This is a genomic window from Falsiroseomonas sp. HC035 (assembly GCF_050563525.1).
GTDB lineage: Bacteria > Pseudomonadota > Alphaproteobacteria > Acetobacterales > Acetobacteraceae > Falsiroseomonas.
In genome coordinates, this window is sequence record NZ_JBNXUN010000003.1 from 19,355 (window position 1) to 40,295 (window position 20,941).

Genomic DNA, 20,941 nt, shown 5'->3' on the forward strand with positions numbered 1-20,941 from the left:
GAACCGGCACCGCGGCCCTGCTTCGAGGGTCGCCGGCTCAGTGCACCGCGCCCTGGCGCAGCAGCGTCGCATAGACATCCCGCGTCGCGGCGCTGAGCGAACGCGACAACTCCTCGAGCCCCGCCACCTGGTCCACCCGGGCGGCGGCCTGGGCGGCCTCAGCCTCGTCCAGCACCAGCGGCACCAGGCCGGCGGCGCGGGCCAGGCCGATCAGCAGGGCGTCGCGCGGGTCGGGGATCTCGTCCTCGAGCAGCACGCCACGCAGGCGGCGGCGGACCTCCGCTGTCTCCGCGCGGCCTTCGGCCTTGGGATAGCGGCGTTCGGGGAACACCCACAGGAAGCGGTCCTCGATCCGCCGCAGCACGCCGGCCGCCACCAGCCGGTCCAGTATCGCGGTGCGGAACTCAGGCCCGGACTTCGCCAGATCCTGGATCCACCAGCGGCTGGTGCGTTCCGGCGACAGGCTGGCCGGCGCACCGGTGGCGAGCCGCGCCAGCACGCCATCCAGCAGCGCATCGCCGGTCGGGCGTTGCTGCACCACCAACAGCCGGTCGAGGTCGGTATCGATCCGCCCGGCCAGCGCCAGTTCCATCAGGATGGCGCCGGCCAAGGCGAGGTCGCCGGCCGGGCCGGGCAGGCCAACCGGCTTGCCCGTCTCGTCATCGAGGAGAAGCAGCAGGATCTCCTCCGGCATCGTCAGCACCATCATGGCCCCCTCGGTGGTGGGGCAGGCGGTGCCCTACCCGACGACGATGTTGAACTGACGCGCCACCGCCGTCCATTCGGTGATCTCGCGCCGCATGATCGACACGAAGGCATCGCCGGCCGGCGGCGGGTTGCGCGGCATGGTCTGCAGGTCCGTGAAGCGGGCCGCCAACTCGGGCCGCGCCAGGATCGTCGGCATGATGGCGGTGAGACGCTCCGCGATCGGCGCTGGCAAGCCCTTCGGCGCCGACAGGCCGAGCCACTGCGCCGAGGTCAGCTTGGGGAAGCCGAGTTCGGCGAAGGTCGGCACGTTCGGGAAGGCCGCCAGGCGCTGCGGCGTGGAGACGGCGAGCGCCTTCAGCGATCCGTCGCGCATCTGCTGCACGTTGGTGGTGATCGGGTCCACCATGGATTCGATGTTCCGCGCCAGCAGGTCCTGCATGGCCGGCGCGCTGCCGGCGTAGGGGATGTGGTCGAGGTTCGGCGCCTGCGCCTCGGAGGACAGCATCGCGCCGAGCAGGTGCGGCGCGGAACCGATGCCGGAGGAGCCGTAGCGCACCGGGCGGGTGCGTGCGGCCGTCAGCAACTGTTCCAGGGTCTGGTAGGGCGAATCGGCGCGCACCAGGATGATGTTCGGCGCCTCCACCAGGTGCATCATATGGGTGAAGTCGTTGATCGGGTCGAAGGGCAGTGTCGGACGCGTTGCGGTCGAGAAGACATGCACGGAGGCATGGCTGACCAGCAGCGTGTAGCCATCCGCCGGCGCCTTGGCGACGACATCGGTGCCGATGATGCCACCAGCCCCGGCGCGGTTCTCGACCACGACGGACTGGCCCAGCACCTGCGCCATCATCGGCGCCATCAGGCGGGCGACGGTGTCCACCAGTCCGCCTGGCGGGAACTGGGCGACAAGGCGGATCGAGCGGTTCGGCCAGGCGGGCTGCGCCCGCACGAGCGAAGGCGCGGCCAAGCCGCCAATGGTGGCGGCGGTCAGGCCCAGCAGGTGGCGACGTTGCAACATTCCTACGCTCCCGGTTCGTGTTCCGGGCGACAGGCGCACAAGCCTTGGGCATATGCCGTGGCCGGAGGCGCGCCTTGCGCCCTCTGGCCATGGAATAGGCAAACGGCGTGCCGGGCGATCAGGTCTCGCGGCTGGCGGTACCCAGGCCGACGCCGCGGATATCGGCAACCGCGACGCCGAGCGACCGGTTCAGGCTTTCGATCCGCGTCACCACGGCAAGCCAGGCCTGCACCCGGGCAAGCTCCTCCGCCGAGAGGATCAGCGGCAGCAGCCCGGCGGCGCGCACCAGGCCGAGCAGCAGGGCGTCATGCGGGCTGGGGATGTCTTCCTCCAGCAGCAGGGCGCGCAGGCGGGCGCGGGCCTCGGTGGCCTCGGGACGGCCGGCGGGCTTCGGATAGCGACGGTCGGGCAGGATCCACAGCAGCCGGTCTTCGACCCGGCGGAGGATGCCGCGCGCTACCAGCCGTTCCAGGATCACGGCGCGGGCTTCCGGCGCATCGCGCGCCAGCAGCGGAATGGCGCCGCGGGCATCGGCAGGGGCGCCGGGCGCGGCGAGCCGGGCCAGCGCGGCATCAAGGGTCGGGTCGCCGGTGGGCGTGGGGTCGACCACCATCAGGTGGTCCCGGTCTGTATCCACGCGCCCGGACAGCGCGAGCTGCATCAGCAGCGCGCCGGCCAGCGCGCGGTCCGGCGCCATGCCGGTGCGGCCGACGGGCCGGCCGCTTTCGTCATCGAGCGCGAGGAGCACGATCTCCTCGGCCAGCGTCAGCGCCGTCATGGCACGCTCAGGCCTGCGCGAGGGCGGCGGACCAGGGTGACATGACATCGGTAATGCCGGTGCGCGTACCGTCCGGGCCGATCAGGATCAGGTTCGGGCAGGCGAAGTTCACCGGCAGCACCGCGTGTTCGACAACCTCCAGCTTGCCGGCCGCCGCCAGCCCATCGAGCGTCGCCTGCGGCAGGCGGCGATCCGCGGTGGCGCCTTCCGGCCCGCTGACGTCGATGCGCGGGAAATGCGCGGCATCCTCCGGCGACAGGCCGAAGCCCGAGACCAGCGACAGCATCTGGAACACCGCTGCGAGGATGCGCCGGCCGCCGGAGGCACCCAGCGCCATTTCCGGCGTGCCGGCCGCATCGGCGACGATGACCGGGGACATGTTGGTCAGCGGCCGCTTGTTCGGGCCGATCGCATTGGCGCTGCCCGGCTGTGGATCGAACCACATGACGCCGTTGTTCATCAGCACGCCGGAGCGCGGCAGGACGACCCGCGAGCCCATGGAGGACAGCAGCGTGGTGGTCATCGAGACCATCATGCCGTCCGCGTCACAGACATTCAGGTGGGTCGTGCAGGTATCGGCCCCGGCGGGTTCGGCGTCGCCGAGGCCTGCGAGGCGCTCGGCATAGGCTTCCTGCATCGCCTTCGCGAAGGCCAGATGCCAGGCGGTGCCGGGCGCGTCGCCGGACCAGTCGGCGGATTCCATAAGGGCCATGACACGCCGGAAGGTCGGCGCCGCGGTCAGGCCGGCCGAGAGATGCAGCGTGCGCCCGCGCCAGGGCACGGAGACCGCCGGCACGACCCGCGCCCGGCAATTCGCAAGGTCCTTGGCGGACAGGATGCCGCCGGCTTCCTTCACATCCGCCGCGATGGCGGCGGCGACGTCGCCCTCGTAGAAGTCGCGGAAGCCGGCATGCTGCAGCCGTTCCAGCGTTGCCGACAGGTTGCCCTGGCGGAAGAAGCCGGGCTTGCCCTGGTAGGGCGGCACGGGCGGCAGGCCGTTCGGCAGGTAGATGCAGGCCGATTCAGGATAAAGCCGCAGGGTGGAGGCCGCATTGGCCACCTTCAGCAGCGTGTACCAATCCTGCGCCAGTCCGCGATTGGCCAGCGCCACGGCAGGCGCCAGCACATCGCGCACCGGCAGCCTTCCGTGCCGTTCATGCAGCAGCGCGTAGCCGGCGACGGAGGACGGGATGGCGAAGCTCATCGGGCCATGGATGTTGCGGTCGCCCACGACCTCCGGCCAGGCGAACAGGTCCTGCTTCCAGCGGCCGGTGGTCGGGAAATCCGCGGGGTCCAGGCCGGCGGGGGAGACCGGGCCGAAATCAAAGGTCTCTGCCGCGCCGCCCGGCTTCGCCACCTGGGTGAAGCCGATGCCGCCGAGGCCGCTGTTCCAGGGCTCCGTCACCGCCAGGGCGAAGGCGGCGCCGACCGCCGCATCCGCCGCGCTGCCGCCTGCGTCCAGGATGGCAAGTCCGGCCTCGGCGGCGGCGCGGGATTGGCTGGCGACCATGCCACGGCGCCCAGAGGCGGCGGGCTTGGTGACCTGCCAATGCTGGCTGGTGTGGTCGGCGGGCTGGTAGGTCATGCATCGGTCTCCGGTTGCCCGGAGGATCGGACCAGCCGCGCCGGGCCGCAAGCCCGCCTGGCCGCGTCAGACGCGCTGCTTCGCCTGCCGCCGCTTTTCCACCGCCGCCTCGAAATCCAGCTCGCCATGCCAGTCGAGGTGCCGGTTCAGCGCGTCCTGCGCCCCCGGCTCGTCACCCTGCGCGAGGCATTCGATCAGTTCGCGATGTTCCCCGCCGGTGCGGGATTTCGGCCGCACGTCGTGGCCCAGGCCCCAGACCACCGAAAGCTGCCGCGCCACGCTGAGCCACAGGCCGTGCAACACCCGGTTGCCGGACAGGCGGCACAATTCGCCGTGGAAGGATTCATCGGCCGCGACCAGGACCGCCGTATCGCGGCCCTCGGCGGCTTCCTCGTAGCGCTGCGCGGCGCGGCGCAACGGCATCAGACGCTCCGGCGAGAGCGCCCCGTCCGCCAGGATTTCCTTCAGCGCCAGGGATTCCAGGGCGGTGCGCACCCGCATCAACTCGGCAACCATGCGGTTGGTTACCTGCATCAGCCGCATGCCCTTGTAGGGCGTGCTGACAACGATGCCCTGGCTTTCCAGCAGACGCAGCGCCTCCCGCACCGGAACCCGGCTGATGCCGAGTTCGCGGGCGATCTCGGCCTCCACCAGGCGGTCGCCGGGCAGGAACACGCCGCGCGCCGCGGCCGCGACCACGGCCTCCGCCGCCTGTTCGACCATGGTGCGGGGATGTACCTGGGCGAGGCGTCGTGGTTCCAGGTACGGATCCTCAGGCACGGGCGGTTCGTTGGCCTCTGCGGTCATGGCGTTCACATTCGGCAGCCCTGTGAGAGAGCATACGGTTGTAGGATCATTTCGTCTGTCCATAAAGATAGATGAGTCGCGATCGCAGGCGGAGTACCCCCCGCCCCCTTTGCCGGTCCCCCCTTGGACGCCCCCCCTTGGACGCCCGGCGGATTACGCCTAAGGAGCCGGCGCGGGCCGCCGGGGCGTTGTTTGCCGGCCCGCAACCAGTACCTTGGGGAGTCGGATGGTGGCAGACACGGCGCGAATCGGTGGACTTGGCGTGGACGCGGCCTTCCGCCACTTCATCGAAGCCGAGGCGCTGCCCGGCACCGGGGTCGAGCCGGGCCGCTTCTGGTCGAGCCTCGAGGCCCTGCTGCGCGACTGGTCGCCCCGCAACGCGGCGCTGTTGGCAAAGCGGGACGAGCTTCAGGCGAAGATCGATGCCTGGCACCGCGCCAACCCGGCACGGCCGATCGACCTCGCCGCCTACAAGGCGCACCTGGCCGAGATCGGCTACCTGCTGCCGGAGCCGGAGGATTTCAGTGTCGGCACCACCGATGTGGATGCCGAGATCGGCCAGATGGCCGGCCCGCAGCTCGTGGTCCCGGTTTCCAACGCCCGCTACGCGCTGAATGCCGCCAATGCCCGCTGGGGCAGCCTGTACGATGCGCTGTACGGCACCGACGCGATCGACGAGGCGGATGGCGCCGAGCGGGGCCGCGGCTACAACCCGAAGCGCGGCGCCAAGGTGATTGCCTTCGCCCGCCGCGTGCTGGACCAGGCGGCGCCGCTGGCCGGTGGCGCCAGCCATGCCGGGTCCACCGGCTACGTGATCGAGGGCGGCACGCTGGTGGTGACGCTGGCGGATGGCCGCAAGGTCGGCCTCGCGCGCCCCGGGCAGTGCGTCGGCTTCCAGGGCGAGCCCTGGGCGCCCACCGCCATCCTGCTGGTCAACAACGGCCTGCACATGGAACTTCACATCGACCGCACCAGCGCCATCGGCCGCGCGGATGGCGCCGGCGTGTCCGACCTGGTGATGGAAGCGGCGCTGACCACCATCATGGACTGCGAGGACAGCGTCGCGGCGGTGGACGCCGCCGACAAGATCGACGTCTACCGCAACTGGCTCGGCCTGATGAAGGGCGACCTGACGGCGGCGCTGGAGAAGGGCGGGCGCACCATCACTCGCCGGCTGAACCCGGACCGCATCTGGAAGACCCCGGCGGGGTCTGCCGTGACGCTGCATGGCCGGTCCGTGATGCTGGTGCGCAATGTCGGCCACCACATGATGACGGATGTGGTGACGCTGGACGGGGCGGAGGTGCCGGAAACCGCGCTGGACGCGATGGTGACGGTGGCGATCGCGCTGCACGACATCCAGCCGCCGGGCCGCGGCAAGCGGATGAATTCCCGCACCGGCAGCGTCTACATCGTGAAGCCGAAGATGCACGGGCCGGAGGAAGTCGCCGCCGCCGATGCGCTGTTCGCGCGGGTGGAGGATGCACTCGGCCTGCCGCGCGCCACGGTGAAGATGGGCATCATGGACGAGGAGCGCCGCACCACGGTGAACCTCAAGGCCTGCATCAAGGCCGCCCGCGACCGCGTCGTGTTCATCAACACCGGCTTCCTGGACCGCACCGGCGACGAGATCCACACCGCGATGGAAGCCGGCGCGGTGGTGCGCAAGAACGACATGAAGGCGCTGCCCTGGATCGGCGCCTACGAGGCCTGGAACGTCGATGTCGGCCTGCTGTGCGGGCTGCGCGGCCGGGCGCAGATCGGCAAGGGCATGTGGGCGATGCCGGACCTGATGGCGGCGATGCTGGAACAGAAGGTGGGCCACCCGAAGGCCGGCGCCAACACCGCCTGGGTCCCCTCCCCCACCGCCGCGACACTGCACGCGCTGCACTACCACCAGGTGGATGTGGCGGCGCGCCAGGTGGAGATCGCGGCCGAGGGGCGTCGCGGCAAGCTGGACGACATCCTGACCATCCCGCTGGCCCAGGACACCAACTGGGAGCCGAAGGATGTGCAGGCGGAGCTCGACAACAACGCACAGGGTATCCTGGGCTATGTCGTGCGCTGGGTGGACCAGGGGGTCGGCTGCTCCAAGGTGCCGGACATCAGCAATGTCGGGCTGATGGAAGACCGCGCCACGCTGCGGATCTCCGCCCAGCACATCGCCAACTGGCTGCGGCACGGCATCGTTTCCCGGGACCAGGTGGAGGAGACGATGCGGCGCATGGCCGCGGTGGTGGATGGCCAGAATGCCGGCGACCCGGCCTACACGCCGATGGCACCGGGCTTTGACGGCCCCGCCTTCAAGGCGGCCTGCGACCTGGTGTTCGAGGGGGCGGCGCAGCCGAACGGCTACACCGAATTCGTGCTGCACCGCCGCCGCCGCGAAGCCAAGGCCGCTTCCTGAGTTGGCATGGAACCGTCAGGCGGATTAGTCTGGCGGAACCATCCCGGAGGTTGCGTCCCTGACCCGCCTTGTCGCCCTGCTGCTGCTGTGTCTCGCCGGGTGCTCCACCTCAAGCACCGTGGCGGAACTGGCGCCGGACGTTTTCGGCCTGACCGCGCATGGCAACACGCCGGCGGCGGCGGCCCGGCTCGGGGTGGCGCGGGCGCAGCAGCATTGCACGGCGATGGGGCGTGATTTCGAGGTGACGCGCAGCGACATCGGCGCGCGGGACTACACCATCGCCTTCCGCTGCCCGCGGGCAGAGCCTACCGCCGTGGCCGGCGCGGCCATGCCCTTCCTGGCGCCGCTGCCGGAGGCTCGCCCGGCCGGTGGCCGCGGCAGCCTTCCCTCGGCAGGCGGCGTTTCCGGAACCGCGGAGACCTTCTAGACTTCATCCATCAGGCAGGGTGGATTGATGGCGGACGAGGACTGGAACATCCCCGAGGACATGCGGCCCGACCCGGCCGACTACAGCTTCGACCTGACGCGCGCCCTGGCCTCCGTGGTCAGCCTCAAGTCCCGCGTGCCGTCGGATGCCTTTTCCGCCCGCACGCTCGGCACGGAGCGCGAGGGCAGCGGGGTGGTGATCCGGGAGGACGGGCTGGTGCTGACCATCGGCTACCTGATCGGGGAAGCCGACAGCATCTGGATCAAGACGGCGGCGGGACGCGTCGTGCCGGGCCATGCGCTGGCCTATGATTTCGAGACCGGGTTCGGCTTGGTGCAGGCGCTGGGCCGGCTGGAGGCGCCGGCGATGCAACTGGCCGATGCGGCGCTGCCGGATGCCGGTGTGCAGACCATCCTGGCCGCGGCCCCGCAACCCGGCCGCGCGGCGGCAGGCGGCGGCGCGCTGGCCTGTTCCGTGGTCGCGAAGGAGCCTTTCGCGGGCTACTGGGAATACCTGCTGGAGGAGGCGCTGTTCACCGCGCCCGCGCACCCTTCATGGGGCGGCGCAGGGTTGATCGGGCCGGACGGGACGCTGCTTGGCATCGGGTCGCTGGTGCTGCAGCACCGGGATTCGAAGGGGCGCAAGCTGGACCTGAACCTGGTGGTGCCGGTGGGGCTGCTGCACCCGATCCTGGACGACCTGCTGAGCTACGGCCGCGTCAACAAGCCGCCGCGGCCGTGGCTCGGGCTGTACTGCGCGGACCAGGATGAGGGCGTGGTGGTGGCCTCCGTCGCGGCGAAAGGGCCGGCCGACCGGGCCGGGATCAAGCCGGGCGACCGCATTATCGGGCTGGACGACAGCGAGGCGCAGGACCTGGCGGGGCTGTGGCGCAGCCTGTGGTCACGCGGGGCTGCGGGCGTGAGCGTGAATGTGGCGGCGGAGCGGGACGGGCGCCGGCTTGTGCTGCCGGTGGTGAGCGGGGACCGGAGCAAGTTCCTGAAGGCGCCGCGGCTGCATTGAGGGGGGGGGGGCCGTCAGGCCCGCCAGGCCGCCTGGGTCGCCAGTGCGCATTCCTCGATGACCGTCAGCGCGCGCTGCACGGCCTGCTGGCCGATCACGAAGGGGTTGGTCGCCGCACCCTGCACCGACTGCAACTTCTTGTCGGCCTCGTCATAGCCCGAGTGGTTGGAGAGCAGCACCGTGACGTTCTCCCGCGCCGCGACCTCCTTCGCGCGGCGGGTGCCGGCGATGTAGGATTCGATGCGCTGCATGCGGTCCGGGCGCCGGCCGAAATTGAAGGCAGTGCCGCCCCACAGCAGGGCGCGATGCGTCTGCGCACCCTGGCTCACGTCGAACAGCAGCGAGATCGTCCCGGGGCTGTGGCCTGGCGTCGACAGGATTTTCACCTGGGTGCTGCCGAGGCGGACGGTGTCTCCGTCCTCCACCACCACGTCGCGCTGCGGCGGACGGCCCCATTGCGGGACATCGAATTCCAGCCCGGTCTCCAGCATGTTCCAGTCGGCTGCGCTCATCTCCACCTGGGCGCCGTGGCGCTGCTTCAGGAAAGCGGCGCCGCCATAGTGGTCGCCATGGCCGTGGGTGACGACGATGTGGCGGACCTGTGCCGGGTCGAGGCCGAGTTGGCGCAAGCCACCCTCGATCAGGCGCTCCGCCTCCTCCTCGTTGTTCAGCGCGTCGAGCAGGATAATGCCGTCGCTGGTCGTGAGGGCCCAGGCGCTGACCCATTTGGCGCCGACGAAGGCCAGGTTGTCGAAGGCCTTGGCGGGCGGCGGCGCCGGCTGCGCCATCAGCGCCTCGATGGGGGTCGAGGCCCCGCTGCTGGGCGTCGCGGCGTTGCCAAGGGCGAGCCAGGGGCGCAGGTCCTCGCCGGCGGCTGCGCGCGCGGCGGCCAGGTGGCCCGCGACCTCGGGCGATTGCGCGGCGGCGGGGCTGATCGGCAGCAGGCCCAGGCAGCAGGCGCAGCCCAGGGCGAACAGGCCGCGGCGGGTCGGCGATACGGCTTCCGCCTGCAAGGCGGGCCGGGCCCGGCGATTGGCAAAGAGCATGGCGCTTCTCCCTCTCCTGGTCCGAGCCTGCGCGTGCCCACCGGAACACGTCCAGCGATGGTTGGTGGCGTAACATTGGGCCGCCGGCACACGCCAAGGCGCGCGCGAAGCTCCTTCAGAACCGTGCCGCGGCAAAGGCCGCATTCGCTCCGGCCCGCCCCCGGATGCCATCCGCCACCAGCCGCCCCGCCACCGGACCCAGCGTCCACCCGTTGAACGTCACCGCATGGTGCAGCCCCGGCACCCGCGCATCAGCGCCGAGGATCGGCCCCGGCACCTGCACGTTCAGCCCGGTCCAGGCGCGGATCACGTGCAGGCCGGCCAGCGCCGGCAGCACCGTGCCGGCGACGAACAGATTGCCCTCGATCGAGGCGCGCAGGTTGCGCGGGCGGCCCTCCGCATCCAGCACCCCGGGCCAGGCGCCGCCGAGGACAAGGTGCCCGGCCTCCCCCTGCTTCACCGAGAGGTGCCGGCCGGAATGCAGAACCAAGTGGCGCATGATTTCACCGCCGGCCGCCTCCGTCGTCATCACCTGCTGCACGGCGGCGCGCACCGGGAGCGGCGCGCCAAGCATTTTTGCGAATTCGCCCGCCCAGGGGCCGCAGGCGTTGACCACATGGCCGGCGCGGATCACGCCGCCCGCCGCCGTCTCCGCCCGGAAGCCGGTGCCGTCCCGCGCCACCGCCGCGATGGTCGTGCCGCCGCGTACCGAGGCGCCGGCGCGCCGCACCAGCGCCAGCAGCGCGGACAGGCCGCGCAGCGGGTCCATCTGGCCTTCCGCCGCGCAGAACGCCGCCCCCGCGAAGCCCGGCGCGAGGTAGGGCGCGACGTCCATCAACTCATTGGCGCCGAGCATGCGACTGTCGACGCCGAAATCACGCTCCATGGCGGTCTTGGCGGCCAGGCGTTCCATCTGCTCCGCGGTCTCGGCCAGCATGATGCCGCCCTCGGTGCGGATGCCGAGGCTTTCGCCGGCCTCGGCCGCGATCTCGCGCCACAGCGCGATGGAGGCCGGGCCGATCGCCAGCACCTGTGCCGCGGCGCTGTCCGGCCCCTCCTCCGCGCCGGCGCTGTCATAGGCGTGGAGTTGCACATGCAGGCTGCCGGCATTGGCGGTGGTGGCGCCCTGCCCCGGCTCGCCGCGCTCCGCCAGGATCACCGAAAGACCCTCCCGCGCGCAGTACAGCGCGGTGGACAGGCCGAGCGCGCCGCCGCCGACAACCAGCACGTCGCAGGTCTCGGCCGGGCCATGGGCCGGGCGGCGGGTGGTGGGCAGCACCGGGCGGGGATCGGCGGCGGGGCCTTCCGCCCATTCCGGCTTTTCCATTGCCAGCGCCAGCGCGGGCACCGGCTTCAGCGGCGCGCGCGGCGCGGCCCAGCCGGCTTCCTCCGAGGCGCCGGTGATGCGGGCGACGGTCGCGCCGCACATGCGGCCCTGGCAGCGGCCCATGCCGGCGCGCGTCGCCTTCTTGACTGCGCCTAGCGAGCCGGCCCCCTCCGCCAGCGCGCCGCGCAGCGTGCCGGCCGTCACTTCCTCGCAGCGGCAGACGATGGTGGCATCGGCGATGGCTGAGGCGTCGAATTCCGGCACGGCGAAGAAGCGCCACAGCGCGTCCTGGAAGCCCACCGCCCGCGCCAGGGCGCGGCGCGTCGCGGTATCGTCGGGCAGACCCGGGTGCAGATCCCGCGCCGCCGCCAGCCCCGCCAGCCGCCCGCGCGCGAAGGCGATGCGCGCGCCGCCCACCTGAGCCCCGTCGCCCACGGCGAAGACGGTGGGCAGGCTGGTGCGGCCATCGGCCTCCGTTACCGTCTCCAGCCGCCCCAGGCCCGAATCGACGAAGCGGTGGGCGCAGCCGAGCGCACGGGCCAGCCCGGTCTCCGGCTGAAAGCCGAGGTTCAGCGCCAGCGCGTCGGCCTCGATTCGGATTTCGCCGCGCGGCGTGCTGGCCCGCAGCGCGGCGAAGCGGCCCTCGCCTTCCGCCGCAAGCGGCCGGGTGCCCCACATCACCGGCACCGCGGCGCGCCGCAGCACCGCCAGGTAGCGCGCCCCGTCCCAGGCGAGGTCCGGCGCGGCGGCGGCCAGGCGCAGGGCCTGGCGCAGCCCGGCGAAACCGGGGTTCGGTGCGGCCTCCAGCACCGCCGCCACCTGCACGCCGCCTTCCACCAGCTCGCAGGCCAGTTGCAGGTTCAGCGGCCCGTTTCCGGCGATCACCACACGCTGGCCCGGCGAGACGCGATTGGCGCGGGCCAGCGTCTGCAGGCAGCCGGTGGTCATCACGCCCGGCAGCGTCCAGCCGGGAATCGGCACCGGGCGTTCGTGGGACCCTGCCGCAATCACCAGGCGTCGCGGCCGGAACACCACATTGGCGCCTTCGACCAGCGCCGCGATCTCATCCGCCGCGAACCCGCCCCAGACGGTGGCGCCGAAGCGGAAGCGCACGCCGGCGGCCAGGGCGCGTTGACGCAGCTCCGCGCCCTGGCGGAACTGCCGGTCCGGCGCCGCATGGGCGTGGCTGGTGGCGAGCGGTTTCAGGTATTGCCCACCTGGCGCGTCGCGCTCATCGAGCGCGACGACGGAGCATCCGGCCTCCGCCGCCGCGATGGCAGCCGAAAGCCCCGCGGGACCGGCACCCACCACCAGCACGTCGCAGGCGACTTCCTCCGCCTGGGCCGGCGGCGGCGCGGCCAGCGGCGCGGGCTGCGCCGGCACCGCGCTTTCCACCACCATGCCGGGCATGACCTTGGCGAGGCAGGCGCGCTGGTTCGGGCGGCCATCGATCGTCACCAGGCAATCGAAGCAGGCGCCCATGCCGCAGTGCAGGCCGCGCGGCGCGCCGCTGCGCGTGTGCCGCAGCACCATCTCACCGGACGCGGTCAGCGCGGCTGCCAGGGTTTCCCCGGGCAGCGCGGAAATCGGGCGGCCATCGAAGGTGATGCCCACCGGTTCGGCACTCGGATGGATGGCGGCATGGGTCAGGCGCATGGGGTGGGCTTGATGCTTTCAGGGAAAGGCGCATGGATGATGACGGTTCGTGACATGGGGGCAAGTCGATGGCCGGCGAGAAATTCCGCGGCTGCTACACGGTACTGATCACGCCCTTCACCGAAGGCGGCGAGGCGGTGGATCTGAAGGCGCTGGAACGCCTGGTGGAATTCCAGATCCGGGAGGGTATACGCGGCCTGATCCCGCTCGGCTCCACCGGCGAATTCTTGTCCGTGTCGCCGGAGGAGCGGACGGCCATCGTGGAGACGGTGGTCAACACCGCGCGCGGCCGCGTGCCGGTGTTGATCGGCACTGGTGCGGAGGATACGCGGGAGGTGGTGCGTACCTCGCGGGAGGCGGAGGCGCTCGGTGCGGATGGCGTGATGATCATCCCGCCCTTCTATTCCGTGCCGACCGAGGACGAGCTGTACCTGCACTACAAGACCGTGGCGGATGCCATCGGCATCCCGGTCATGGTCTACAACAATCCCGCCACCGCGAATGTCGACCTGACGCCGAAGATCCTGGCGCGGCTCGCCACCATCGAAAGCTGCCTCTACGTGAAGGAGAGCACGCTGGAGGTGACGCGGGTTCGCGACATCATCGATCTCTGCGGCGACCGGATGGAGGTCTTCGCGGGCGTGCTGGGCTACGAAAGCGCCTGGCTCGGCGCCATCGGCTGGGTCGCGGTGTGTTCGAACCTGGCACCGAAGCTGTCGACGGACATGTTCCATGCGGCGGCCTTCGACCGCGACATGGACCGCGCGCTGCCGCTGTACCACCGGCTGATGCCGCTGCTGCCCTTCGTCGGCGGACCGCGCTACGTCTCCGGCACCAAGGCGGGGTTCAAGCTGATGGGCATGCCGATGGGCGACCCGCGGCCGCCGCGCCTGCCATTGCCGGGCACGGACGTGCCGCAACTTGCCGCCGTGCTGCAAGGCCTGGGCCTGCTGTCCGAGGGTGCGCGCCAGGCCGCCTGAGTTCTGCCTCAACAAACAGGGAGTTTCAAACATGCGTCGTCTTCTGCTTGCCGCGGTGCTTGCCGCGGTCGCCTCGCCGGCCTTTGCGCAATCACCAGCCGGCTGCACGCCGCGCGTGGCCAACAGCGAGCTGGTCAAGCCCGGCACGCTGGTGATGTCGATCAACCCGACCCTGCCGCCGCTGCAGTTCGTCAACGCGCAGGGCCAGTTGCAGGGACTGCGCTTCGATCTCGGCGTCGAGATCGCGAAGCGGCTGTGCCTGACGCCGGAATGGGTGCGGATCGAGTTCAGCGCGATGATCCCGGGCCTCGCGGCGCGGCGCTGGGACATGATCAACAGCGGCACCTTCTTCACCCCGGCGCGCGCCGAGATCATGCAGATGCTGCGGTATGAGAACGCCGCCGTGGCGTTTTCCGCCGCGCGCGGCAACCCGCTGAACATCCGCGGCGTGGACGACCTCGCCGGCCGCACCGTGGGCGTCGAGATCGGTGGCTTCGAGGAAGGTCGCACCCGCGCACTCAGCGCCGACCTGGTCGCGCGCGGCAAGGCGCCGATCAACATCCGCACCTTCGACAACTTCGCCGTCGCCTTCCAGGCGCTGCGGGTCGGCCAGGTGGAGGCGGTGACCAGCGTGGACGCCGTCGCCGCCGAATACGACCAGCGCGGTGATTTCCCGCGCGTGCTGCACGGCCTGTTCCCGACGCCGGCCAGCCTCGCCCTGCGGTCCCGCGTTCTGGCGCAGGAAGTCGCCAAGGTGCTGACCGAGATGAAGGCGGACGGGACCTACGACCGCCTGTTCGACCGCTACGGCGTCAGCAAGTACGAGGCCGGGTTCGAGGTCGTCGGCCCGCAATAGTCGCCTGGACGTTCTGGCGGCCCGCGCATCTTGCGCGGGCCGAGGCCGCGAATGCGGTCCGCGCCCAGACCATCCGTCTTGCCAGGCACACAAGTGCACGGCGCGAAGCCAAGCGGCCGGAGGCCGCGCCCGGCGTTTGAGGGCCTTTGAATGCACATCTGGTCCTGGCAGGGGTTCTTCGAATACCTGTTCAATCCCTTTCTGCTGGAAGGCGCGGTCACCACGCTGTGGCTGACCGCCGCCTCCCTGTTCTTCGGCCTGGTGCTCGGCGTGCTGGTGGCGCTGCTGCGGCTGTCGGGCAACCGGTGGCTGGCGGGCGTCGCCGGCTTCTATTGCTGGATCTTCCGCGGCACGCCGCTGCTGGTGCAGTTGCTGCTGATCTATACTGGCCTGCCGCTGTTCGGCATCCGACTCGGCGTGACGGAAGCGGCGCTGCTCGGCCTGTCGCTGAACGAGGCGGCCTATCTGAGCGAGATCGTGCGGTCCGGCATCTCCGCCGTGGGGCCGGGGCAGCGGGAGGCCGGGCTGGCACTTGGCCTGAAGAAGATCCAGGTGTTTCGCAACATCACCTGGCCGCAGGCCTTCCGCATCATCATCCCGCCGCTGGGCAATTCGGTGAACGGGCTGTTGAAGACCACCTCCGTCGCCAGTGTGATTTCCATGGAGGAATTGCTGCGACGGACGCAGATCCTGATCCAGGAGAAATTCCTGGTGCTGGAATTGTTCCTCGCCGCAGCCTTCTGGTACCTGGTGATGACGACGGTGTGGGACATGGTGCAGCGCCAGTTGGAGAAGCGCTACGGCCGGGCCTATGCCAACACGGCGGCGGACCGGCGCTGAGTCAGAGGACGGCGGCGACGCAAGCGACGACGGGACGGTAAAGGCCGACACGCCTCAAGGCGCGAGCGCCGCCTCGATCGCTTGACGCACCGCTTCTGGTTGCTCGAGTTCCGGGCAGGCCTTGGCGCCTTCGATCGTGATGGTGGCAATATCGGCGCGGAGTTGCGCGAGGCGCCGCGCATTGGCCACCCCCACGAAGCGCGGATCGCCGCCCAGGATCAGGCGCGTTGGCACAGCCACGCGGCGCAGCAGCGGCACGATGTCGTAGTGCAGCGCACCGGTCAGGAAGGGCAGGGCCGAATAGGCGGCGTTGGGCCTGGTGGCCGAGTACAGCGCGCCATCGATCACCTCCTCCGGCACCGCGCCGGGGTCGGCAAAGCCTTGCTGCCGGTACCAGTTGGCGATGAAGCCGCGGCGATGGAACAGTGCGCGGTAGAAGGCGAGCCGCAGCCCTGGCGTCTCCGTCAGCGGCTTGAGGATTGCCCGGGCGAGCAGCGGGAAGGAATTCTCGCCGAAATCCTTCAGCCCGGTCGGATTGGTCAGGATCAAGCGCCCCACCCGCCCGGCCGCTGCTCAGCAGCCGCCATGCAGAAGCCCGCGGCGAGCGACTGCGCCACCACGACCGAATCACCTGGGAAGGCATCGAGCAGGGCTACGATCATCGCCACGTAGTCATCGAACAGGATCATCCGCGCCGGATGCTCGGACAGCCCCCAGCCGACCAGGTCGGGCACGATGACGCGGTGGCTGGAGGTGAAGGTGGGCGCAAGTCGGGCAAAGGCCTGACCCGATGCGCCGCCTCCGATGCCATGGATGAACAGCATGGGCGGGCCTTCCCCCGCCACCCTGCAGCGCATGCGGCCGAGTGGGGTGGCCATGTCGCGCTCCTCGAAGCCGCGGGCGCGGAATCCGCCCCAGTCCTGTCCGTTGTCTTTGACATCCATCGAGCACTTTCCTTGCGGTGCGAGCCAGAGCTTAGTGTTCGATACCGTAACATATTTTGGTTCGGCAGGGTCCTCCCGACTGGCCTTGTCGTCCGACAGCACGCGCTCGAATGGCTCATGGCCGAGCATTCCGGCGCCAAAGAGCGTCCCGGTTGTCATCGCCGCGACGGTCGCATGGCGCAGGCACTACGAAATCCCGTTGTTGAAACCTGCGCCCCGCGAGGGCGGGCGGGCTGCTGAATGGCCGCCGTGCCAGGTGGCGCGCAGCCAGCCGGCGGGTGCCGCCGCCGGCGATCAAGGCCTGTGATCGGCCACGATCATTGAGATCTGGTATGGGTGTCGACGAGACCTAGAGTGTGATCGTCCGAGGTGGATTCGCCGAAAGACGTGAATCGCACGAACAAAATAAGCTAGAGTCTGTCTTGCGCTTCTATCAGCGCCTAACAGGCTCTAGGCCGAGATCGCCCGTAGCAGTGCCGCCAGTTCCGGCTCCGCCACCAACCCGGCCGCGGTGGCGGGCGTGACCAGGCGCCGGTCGCGTTCGCGGCGTTCCGGCCAGTCATGCAGCAGGCGCACCACGCGCAGGCGATACACCAGCACATCGCAGGGCAGCAGCACGCCGCCGGATTTTCGCTTGGTGTAGGCGAAGCGGCCGATCGGGTCCGGGTCGGCCTCGCCGACGATGCCGGCTTCCTCGAAGGCCTCGCGGGCGGCGCTGCGGTGCGGCGCCTCGCCCGGCTCGATCCAGCCCTTCGGGATCACCCAGCGCCGCGTCTCCCGGCTGGTGACGAGCACGACGCGCAGCGCCGGGCCGGTGCCGGTCAGCGGCAGGGCGGCGCATTGCCGGCGCAGGTTGCCCTGCCCCCGAACAGCACCCGCCACATTGCCATCCGGCATCCTGCGCCCGTTTCCGAATCTGGCGAGGCGGAGGAACCGACCCCGGAATTTCATGCCCATGGTGATGGACAAACGCGCCGGGAATGGAAAGGCACTTTCTTGATCCGGGCTTAATTTGCCTAGACAACTGGTCGTCTGATGGAGGGTTCAGCCCGGCAGGCCCAGCGATTCCAGCGCGTGGGCCCGCAGCTTCACCTTCTGCACCTTGCCGCTGGCCGTCATGCCGATGGCGTCGAAGCCCGGCACGATTCGCAGGTGGCGCGGCAGGCGGAAATTTGCGATTCGCGGCTTCAGCCAGGCCAGCAGCTCCGCCTCCGTCACCGCCGCACCCTCCCGCAACTGCACGAAGGCGGCGCAGACCTCGCCGAGCCGCGCATCCGGCACGCCGACCACCTGGGCCAGCGCGATGGCGGGATGCGCGGACAGCACTTCCTCCACCTCGGCCGGCGCCACGTTTTCGCCGCCGACGCGGATCACGTCCTTGATCCGGCCGACCATGCGCAGCCGGCCCGCCGGATCCAGCGTGCCGAGGTCGCCGGTGCGCAGGAAGCCATCCGGCGTGAACGTCTTCGCCGTCGTCTCCGGGTCGTTGAGATAGCCGCGCATGATGGACCAGCCGCGAAGCTGGATCTCACCGGATGCGCCGGGAGGCAGCGGGGCGTTGCTGGCGGGGTCGGCGATGCGCACCTGCAGCCCCGCATGTGGCACGGCGCCGCCGGCGATGCGGTCGGCCACCGGCTCCCGGTGGTCGGACAGCGCGACGTTGGGCGAGGCTTCCGACAGGCCATAGGCCCAGCAGAGGTCCGGCACGCCCATCTCCTCGACGATCCGCCGCATCGTCTCCGGCCCCGCCGCCGCCCAGCCGCCGCGCAGATGCAGCCGCGCCCGGTCGAAGGCGGGGTGCGACAGCATCAACTGGAAGATTGCGTCATTGCCCGAGGTCAGCGTGCAGCGCTCCCGCTCCAGCAGGTCCAGCGCCGCGCCGGCCTCGAAGGTGGGCGGCGTCACCATCGTGGCGCCGGTGGCAAGGCAGACCAGCAGAGACAGGGTGGAGCCCGCGACATGGAAGAAGGGCCGGCAGTTCAGGTAGCGATCTTCCGGCCGCACGCCCAGCTTGCCGGCGCAGGCCGTCGCGTTGCGTAGCATGTTGTGGTGGGTCAGCAGCACCCCCTTGGGATGCGCCGTGGTGCCGGAGGTGTACTGCACCAGCAGGATGTCCTCCGCCGTGACGGTCGCCATGGCCGCCTCCAGCGCCGCCTCGCTCGCCTGCCTGGCGCGGAATTCGTCCCAGGACGGCTCGCCGGCGACGACCACATGAAGCAGATCCGGCAGTCCGTCCCGCACCTCCGCCACCGCCCCGGCGAAGTCGATGCCGAGGAACCGGCCCGCCAGCAGCACTGACTTGCAGCGGGCACGGGCCAGGGCGAAGGCGATCTCGGGCGGCTTGAAGCGCGTGTTGATCGGCACGGTGACGGCACCAATCAGCGCCGCGCCGTAGAAGCTGGCGACCCAGTTCGCGTCGTTGCCCATCAGCAGCCCGACGAAATCGCCGCGGCCTATGCCGAGCGCCAGCAGGCTGCGCGCCACGCCGCGCGCTTCGTCCCGCAGCTGCGCATGGGTGAGACGCGCGCCTTCCGCCACCAGCGCCTCGGCGTCCGGGCGCGCGCTGGCATTGGCATCGAGCAGGTCGGCGAGGCGCGTGGTCCAACTCATGCGCCAAACCCCGACATGGCACGCTTCCAATCGGCAGCGGCGAGGCTTTCCTCGATGGCCAGCAATTCGGTGGCCAGCGCGCCGCGCGGGTCGCGTTCTAGCCCCTCGTCGATGCAGCGCTTCGCCAGCGCCAGCGCGGTGGCCGGGGCCTTGAGAAGCGGGGCGAGCATGGCGTCCAGCGTCGCCTCCAGCGCCTCCGCCGGCACCAGCCGCGCCACCAGCCCGGCGGAAAGCGCTTCCTCGGCGGACAGGGTGCGGCCGGTGAACATCATGTCTTTCGCCAGCCGCTTGCCGAGGATGCGTGGCAGGCGTTGCGTTGCGCCGACGGTGCCCCAAAGCGCCTCCGGCGTCCGGAAACTGGCCGCAGGCGTTGCAAGGATCAGGTCGCAGGCCGCGGCGATCTCCACACCGGAACCCACCGCGGGTCCCTCGACGAGGGCGATGCTCGGCATCGGCAGGCGCTCGATGGACTCATAGGCCCAGAAGCCCTTCACGCGGCGGGCGCGCACCGCGTCGTCATCCATGCCCTGGCGTTCCTTGAGGTCCGCGCCGGCGCAGAACACCGGGCCGTTGGCGCGGATCACGACGCAACGCGCCGCTTCGGCCACGGCGCGGCGGCAGGCGGCGGCCAGCGCCTCGGCGAGGGCGATGTTCAGCGCGTTGCGCGCCTGCGGGCGGTTCAGCGTCAGCGTCACCAGGCCATCGGCCTCGGCATACAGCAGTGGCTCGGTCATATCGCGCCCTCCTCCCGCAACGCGGCAATTTTTTCCGAGTTGTAGCCCAGGCTGGCCAGCACCGTATCCGTATCCGCACCGAGTACTGGGGCCGGCAGCGGAGCCGGGTCGGCGAGGCCCTCGAAGCGGAAGGGCAGGCGCAGGGCCGGATGGCGGGACTCGCCATGCGCGACCTCCGCGACGCAGCCGCGCGCCTGCACATGCGGGTCCGCCACCACCTCGTCCAGCGCCAGCACGGGGCCGTTCGGCACATCGGCCGCATCCAGCACGGCGACGGCCTGGGCGCGGGTCATACCGCCCAGGGCAGCCGTCATCGCCGCCATGATGCGGTCGCGCTGGTCCAGCCGCGCGGCGTTGGTGCACAGCGCGGCCAACTCGCCGAGGCCCAGCGCCCGGCACAGCGGCGCCCAGTGCTGGTCGCTCGCCGTGATGTGCAGGAAGCGGCCATCGGCGCAGCGGAAACTGGCGGTGGGCACGCGACCGGGATGTTCGGTGCCGAGGCGCGGCGGCACCTCCCCCAGCGCGAAAAGCCGGGCGGCCGCGATGGTCAGCAGCGCCACCTGCCCGTCCAGCATGCTGAAATCGACATGTGCGCCCTGCCCCGTGGCATCCCGCCCGCGCAGCGCCGCCAGCAGGGCGATGGCGACCCAGAGCCCGCTGGTGAGGTCCGCCACCGGCAGCCCCGGCTTCACCGGCCCGCCGCCACGCTCCCCGGTCAGGCCCATCAGCCCGCCCATCGCCTGGAACACCGTGTCGTAGCCCTTGCGGCCGGCATAGGGCCCGGTCTGCCCGAAGCCGGTGCAGGACAGGTAGACCAGGCGCGGGTTCACCTGGCGCAGGGCCGCGAAATCCAGTCCACGGCGGGCCAGGGCGCCGGTCGGGAAATTCTCCACCAGCGCATCGGACCGGGCCGCCAGGTCGCGTATCACCTGGCGGCCGCCGGGCTTGCGCAAATCCACCGTGATGCTGCGCTTGGCGCGGTTGCAGGCCAGGAAATAGCCGCTGACGCCGAAATCGAAGAACGGCTCGAAGCCGCGCGTTTCGTCCCCCGCGCCGGGTTGTTCCACCTTCACCACCTCCGCACCCAATTCCGCCAGCAGCATGGTGGCGAAGGGGCAGGCCAGGACGCGGGACAGGTCCAGGATGCGCAGGCCCTCGAGCGGCTTCATCTCGTCTCCCTCATCCCGTGCTTGCGCTT

At 70.8% G+C, this 20,941-nt stretch carries 19 protein-coding genes; 6 read left to right on the forward strand and 13 right to left on the reverse strand.

Features of this window, described 5'->3' with window-relative positions; all coding sequences use genetic code 11:
• Positions 1-37: 37 nt before the first annotated feature.
• From ACLF3G_RS07760 to ACLF3G_RS07780, 5 genes are all read right to left on the reverse strand, one after another.
• Complete coding sequence (locus ACLF3G_RS07760; protein ID WP_430668789.1) at positions 38-709, reverse strand: GOLPH3/VPS74 family protein; 672 nt, start codon at positions 707-709, stop codon at positions 38-40.
• A 30-nt stretch (positions 710-739) separates the two neighbouring features.
• Positions 740-1,726, reverse strand: a complete 987-nt coding sequence (locus ACLF3G_RS07765) for a Bug family tripartite tricarboxylate transporter substrate binding protein (protein ID WP_430668790.1) — start codon at positions 1,724-1,726, stop codon at positions 740-742.
• Between the two features lie 118 nt (positions 1,727-1,844).
• Positions 1,845-2,504: a GOLPH3/VPS74 family protein gene (locus ACLF3G_RS07770; protein ID WP_430668791.1), complete on the reverse strand. Its 660-nt coding sequence runs from the start codon at positions 2,502-2,504 to the stop codon at positions 1,845-1,847.
• 7 nt (positions 2,505-2,511) lie between these two features.
• Positions 2,512-4,089 (reverse strand): gamma-glutamyltransferase, encoded by a 1,578-nt coding sequence (locus tag ACLF3G_RS07775; RefSeq protein ID WP_430668792.1) that lies wholly within the window; start codon positions 4,087-4,089, stop codon positions 2,512-2,514.
• A gap of 66 nt (positions 4,090-4,155) precedes the next feature.
• The gene (locus tag ACLF3G_RS07780; protein WP_430668793.1) at positions 4,156-4,869 is read right to left on the reverse strand and encodes a GntR family transcriptional regulator; all 714 of its coding nucleotides are present in this window, start codon (positions 4,867-4,869) and stop codon (positions 4,156-4,158) included.
• A 253-nt stretch (positions 4,870-5,122) separates the two neighbouring features.
• Here ACLF3G_RS07780 and ACLF3G_RS07785 point away from each other — a divergent pair, with 253 nt between their 5' ends.
• The 3 genes from ACLF3G_RS07785 to ACLF3G_RS07795 all read left to right on the forward strand — a co-directional run bounded on the left by ACLF3G_RS07785 (position 5,123) and on the right by ACLF3G_RS07795 (position 8,750).
• Complete coding sequence (locus ACLF3G_RS07785; protein WP_430668794.1) at positions 5,123-7,303, forward strand: malate synthase G; 2,181 nt, start codon at positions 5,123-5,125, stop codon at positions 7,301-7,303.
• A gap of 118 nt (positions 7,304-7,421) precedes the next feature.
• Positions 7,422-7,730, forward strand: coding sequence for a hypothetical protein (locus ACLF3G_RS07790; protein WP_430668795.1), 309 nt, complete (start codon positions 7,422-7,424; stop codon positions 7,728-7,730).
• Positions 7,731-7,757: 27 nt separating this feature from the next.
• Positions 7,758-8,750 (forward strand): S1C family serine protease, encoded by a 993-nt coding sequence (locus ACLF3G_RS07795; RefSeq protein WP_430668796.1) that lies wholly within the window; start codon positions 7,758-7,760, stop codon positions 8,748-8,750.
• A 14-nt stretch (positions 8,751-8,764) separates the two neighbouring features.
• Here the strand turns inward: ACLF3G_RS07795 and ACLF3G_RS07800 are convergent, their stop codons facing one another.
• The gene (locus ACLF3G_RS07800; protein WP_430668797.1) at positions 8,765-9,796 is read right to left on the reverse strand and encodes an MBL fold metallo-hydrolase; all 1,032 of its coding nucleotides are present in this window, start codon (positions 9,794-9,796) and stop codon (positions 8,765-8,767) included.
• Between the two features lie 115 nt (positions 9,797-9,911).
• Complete coding sequence (locus tag ACLF3G_RS07805) at positions 9,912-12,779, reverse strand: FAD-dependent oxidoreductase (protein WP_430668798.1); 2,868 nt, start codon at positions 12,777-12,779, stop codon at positions 9,912-9,914.
• 68 nt (positions 12,780-12,847) lie between these two features.
• Between ACLF3G_RS07805 and ACLF3G_RS07810 the strand changes: the two genes are divergently transcribed.
• The 3 genes from ACLF3G_RS07810 (at position 12,848) to ACLF3G_RS07820 (ending at position 15,455) form a co-directional block, all read left to right on the forward strand.
• Positions 12,848-13,759 carry a dihydrodipicolinate synthase family protein gene (locus ACLF3G_RS07810; protein WP_430668799.1) on the forward strand — a complete coding sequence of 304 codons (912 nt, stop codon included), beginning with the start codon at positions 12,848-12,850 and terminating at the stop codon, positions 13,757-13,759.
• A gap of 31 nt (positions 13,760-13,790) precedes the next feature.
• On the forward strand, positions 13,791-14,615 hold the full coding sequence (locus ACLF3G_RS07815) for an ABC transporter substrate-binding protein (protein ID WP_430668800.1): 825 nt from the start codon (positions 13,791-13,793) through the stop codon (positions 14,613-14,615).
• Between the two features lie 150 nt (positions 14,616-14,765).
• Positions 14,766-15,455, forward strand: a complete 690-nt coding sequence (locus tag ACLF3G_RS07820) for an amino acid ABC transporter permease (RefSeq protein ID WP_430668801.1) — start codon at positions 14,766-14,768, stop codon at positions 15,453-15,455.
• A 54-nt stretch (positions 15,456-15,509) separates the two neighbouring features.
• Here ACLF3G_RS07820 and ACLF3G_RS07825 read toward each other — a convergent pair whose 3' ends face one another.
• The 6 genes from ACLF3G_RS07825 to ACLF3G_RS07850 all read right to left on the reverse strand — a co-directional run bounded on the left by ACLF3G_RS07825 (position 15,510) and on the right by ACLF3G_RS07850 (position 20,912).
• Positions 15,510-16,013, reverse strand: a complete 504-nt coding sequence (locus tag ACLF3G_RS07825) for an alpha/beta fold hydrolase (protein ID WP_430668802.1) — start codon at positions 16,011-16,013, stop codon at positions 15,510-15,512.
• On the reverse strand, positions 16,001-16,558 hold the full coding sequence (locus ACLF3G_RS07830; protein WP_430668803.1) for an alpha/beta fold hydrolase: 558 nt from the start codon (positions 16,556-16,558) through the stop codon (positions 16,001-16,003). The genes ACLF3G_RS07825 and ACLF3G_RS07830 overlap by 13 nt, the downstream gene beginning before the upstream one ends.
• A 291-nt stretch (positions 16,559-16,849) precedes the next feature.
• Positions 16,850-17,296 (reverse strand): NUDIX hydrolase, encoded by a 447-nt coding sequence (locus tag ACLF3G_RS07835; protein ID WP_430668804.1) that lies wholly within the window; start codon positions 17,294-17,296, stop codon positions 16,850-16,852.
• Between the two features lie 147 nt (positions 17,297-17,443).
• Positions 17,444-19,009, reverse strand: coding sequence for an AMP-binding protein (locus ACLF3G_RS07840; protein WP_430668805.1), 1,566 nt, complete (start codon positions 19,007-19,009; stop codon positions 17,444-17,446).
• Positions 19,006-19,743: an enoyl-CoA hydratase/isomerase family protein gene (locus tag ACLF3G_RS07845; RefSeq protein ID WP_430668806.1), complete on the reverse strand. Its 738-nt coding sequence runs from the start codon at positions 19,741-19,743 to the stop codon at positions 19,006-19,008. Before ACLF3G_RS07845 ends, ACLF3G_RS07840 begins: the two co-directional genes overlap by 4 nt.
• Entirely contained in the window at positions 19,740-20,912 is a 1,173-nt protein-coding gene (locus tag ACLF3G_RS07850) for a CaiB/BaiF CoA transferase family protein (RefSeq protein ID WP_430668807.1), read from the reverse strand. Before ACLF3G_RS07850 ends, ACLF3G_RS07845 begins: the two co-directional genes overlap by 4 nt.
• Positions 20,913-20,941: the final 29 nt, after the last annotated feature.

Coding starts and splice junctions, on each gene's coding strand:
- ACLF3G_RS07760 (WP_430668789.1), bottom strand. CDS start 709: ATGATGGTGCTGACGATGCCGGAGGAGATCCTGCTGCTTCTCCTCGAT.
- ACLF3G_RS07765 (WP_430668790.1), bottom strand. CDS start 1,726: ATGTTGCAACGTCGCCACCTGCTGGGCCTGACCGCCGCCACCATTGGC.
- ACLF3G_RS07770 (WP_430668791.1), bottom strand. CDS start 2,504: ATGACGGCGCTGACGCTGGCCGAGGAGATCGTGCTCCTCGCGCTCGAT.
- ACLF3G_RS07775 (WP_430668792.1), bottom strand. CDS start 4,089: ATGACCTACCAGCCCGCCGACCACACCAGCCAGCATTGGCAGGTCACC.
- ACLF3G_RS07785 (WP_430668794.1), top strand. CDS start 5,123: ATGGTGGCAGACACGGCGCGAATCGGTGGACTTGGCGTGGACGCGGCC.
- ACLF3G_RS07795 (WP_430668796.1), top strand. CDS start 7,758: ATGGCGGACGAGGACTGGAACATCCCCGAGGACATGCGGCCCGACCCG.
- ACLF3G_RS07800 (WP_430668797.1), bottom strand. CDS start 9,796: ATGCTCTTTGCCAATCGCCGGGCCCGGCCCGCCTTGCAGGCGGAAGCC.
- ACLF3G_RS07805 (WP_430668798.1), bottom strand. CDS start 12,779: ATGCGCCTGACCCATGCCGCCATCCATCCGAGTGCCGAACCGGTGGGC.
- ACLF3G_RS07810 (WP_430668799.1), top strand. CDS start 12,848: ATGGCCGGCGAGAAATTCCGCGGCTGCTACACGGTACTGATCACGCCC.
- ACLF3G_RS07815 (WP_430668800.1), top strand. CDS start 13,791: ATGCGTCGTCTTCTGCTTGCCGCGGTGCTTGCCGCGGTCGCCTCGCCG.
- ACLF3G_RS07820 (WP_430668801.1), top strand. CDS start 14,766: ATGCACATCTGGTCCTGGCAGGGGTTCTTCGAATACCTGTTCAATCCC.
- ACLF3G_RS07830 (WP_430668803.1), bottom strand. CDS start 16,558: ATGACAACCGGGACGCTCTTTGGCGCCGGAATGCTCGGCCATGAGCCA.
- ACLF3G_RS07835 (WP_430668804.1), bottom strand. CDS start 17,296: ATGCCGGATGGCAATGTGGCGGGTGCTGTTCGGGGGCAGGGCAACCTG.
- ACLF3G_RS07840 (WP_430668805.1), bottom strand. CDS start 19,009: ATGAGTTGGACCACGCGCCTCGCCGACCTGCTCGATGCCAATGCCAGC.
- ACLF3G_RS07845 (WP_430668806.1), bottom strand. CDS start 19,743: ATGACCGAGCCACTGCTGTATGCCGAGGCCGATGGCCTGGTGACGCTG.
- ACLF3G_RS07850 (WP_430668807.1), bottom strand. CDS start 20,912: ATGAAGCCGCTCGAGGGCCTGCGCATCCTGGACCTGTCCCGCGTCCTG.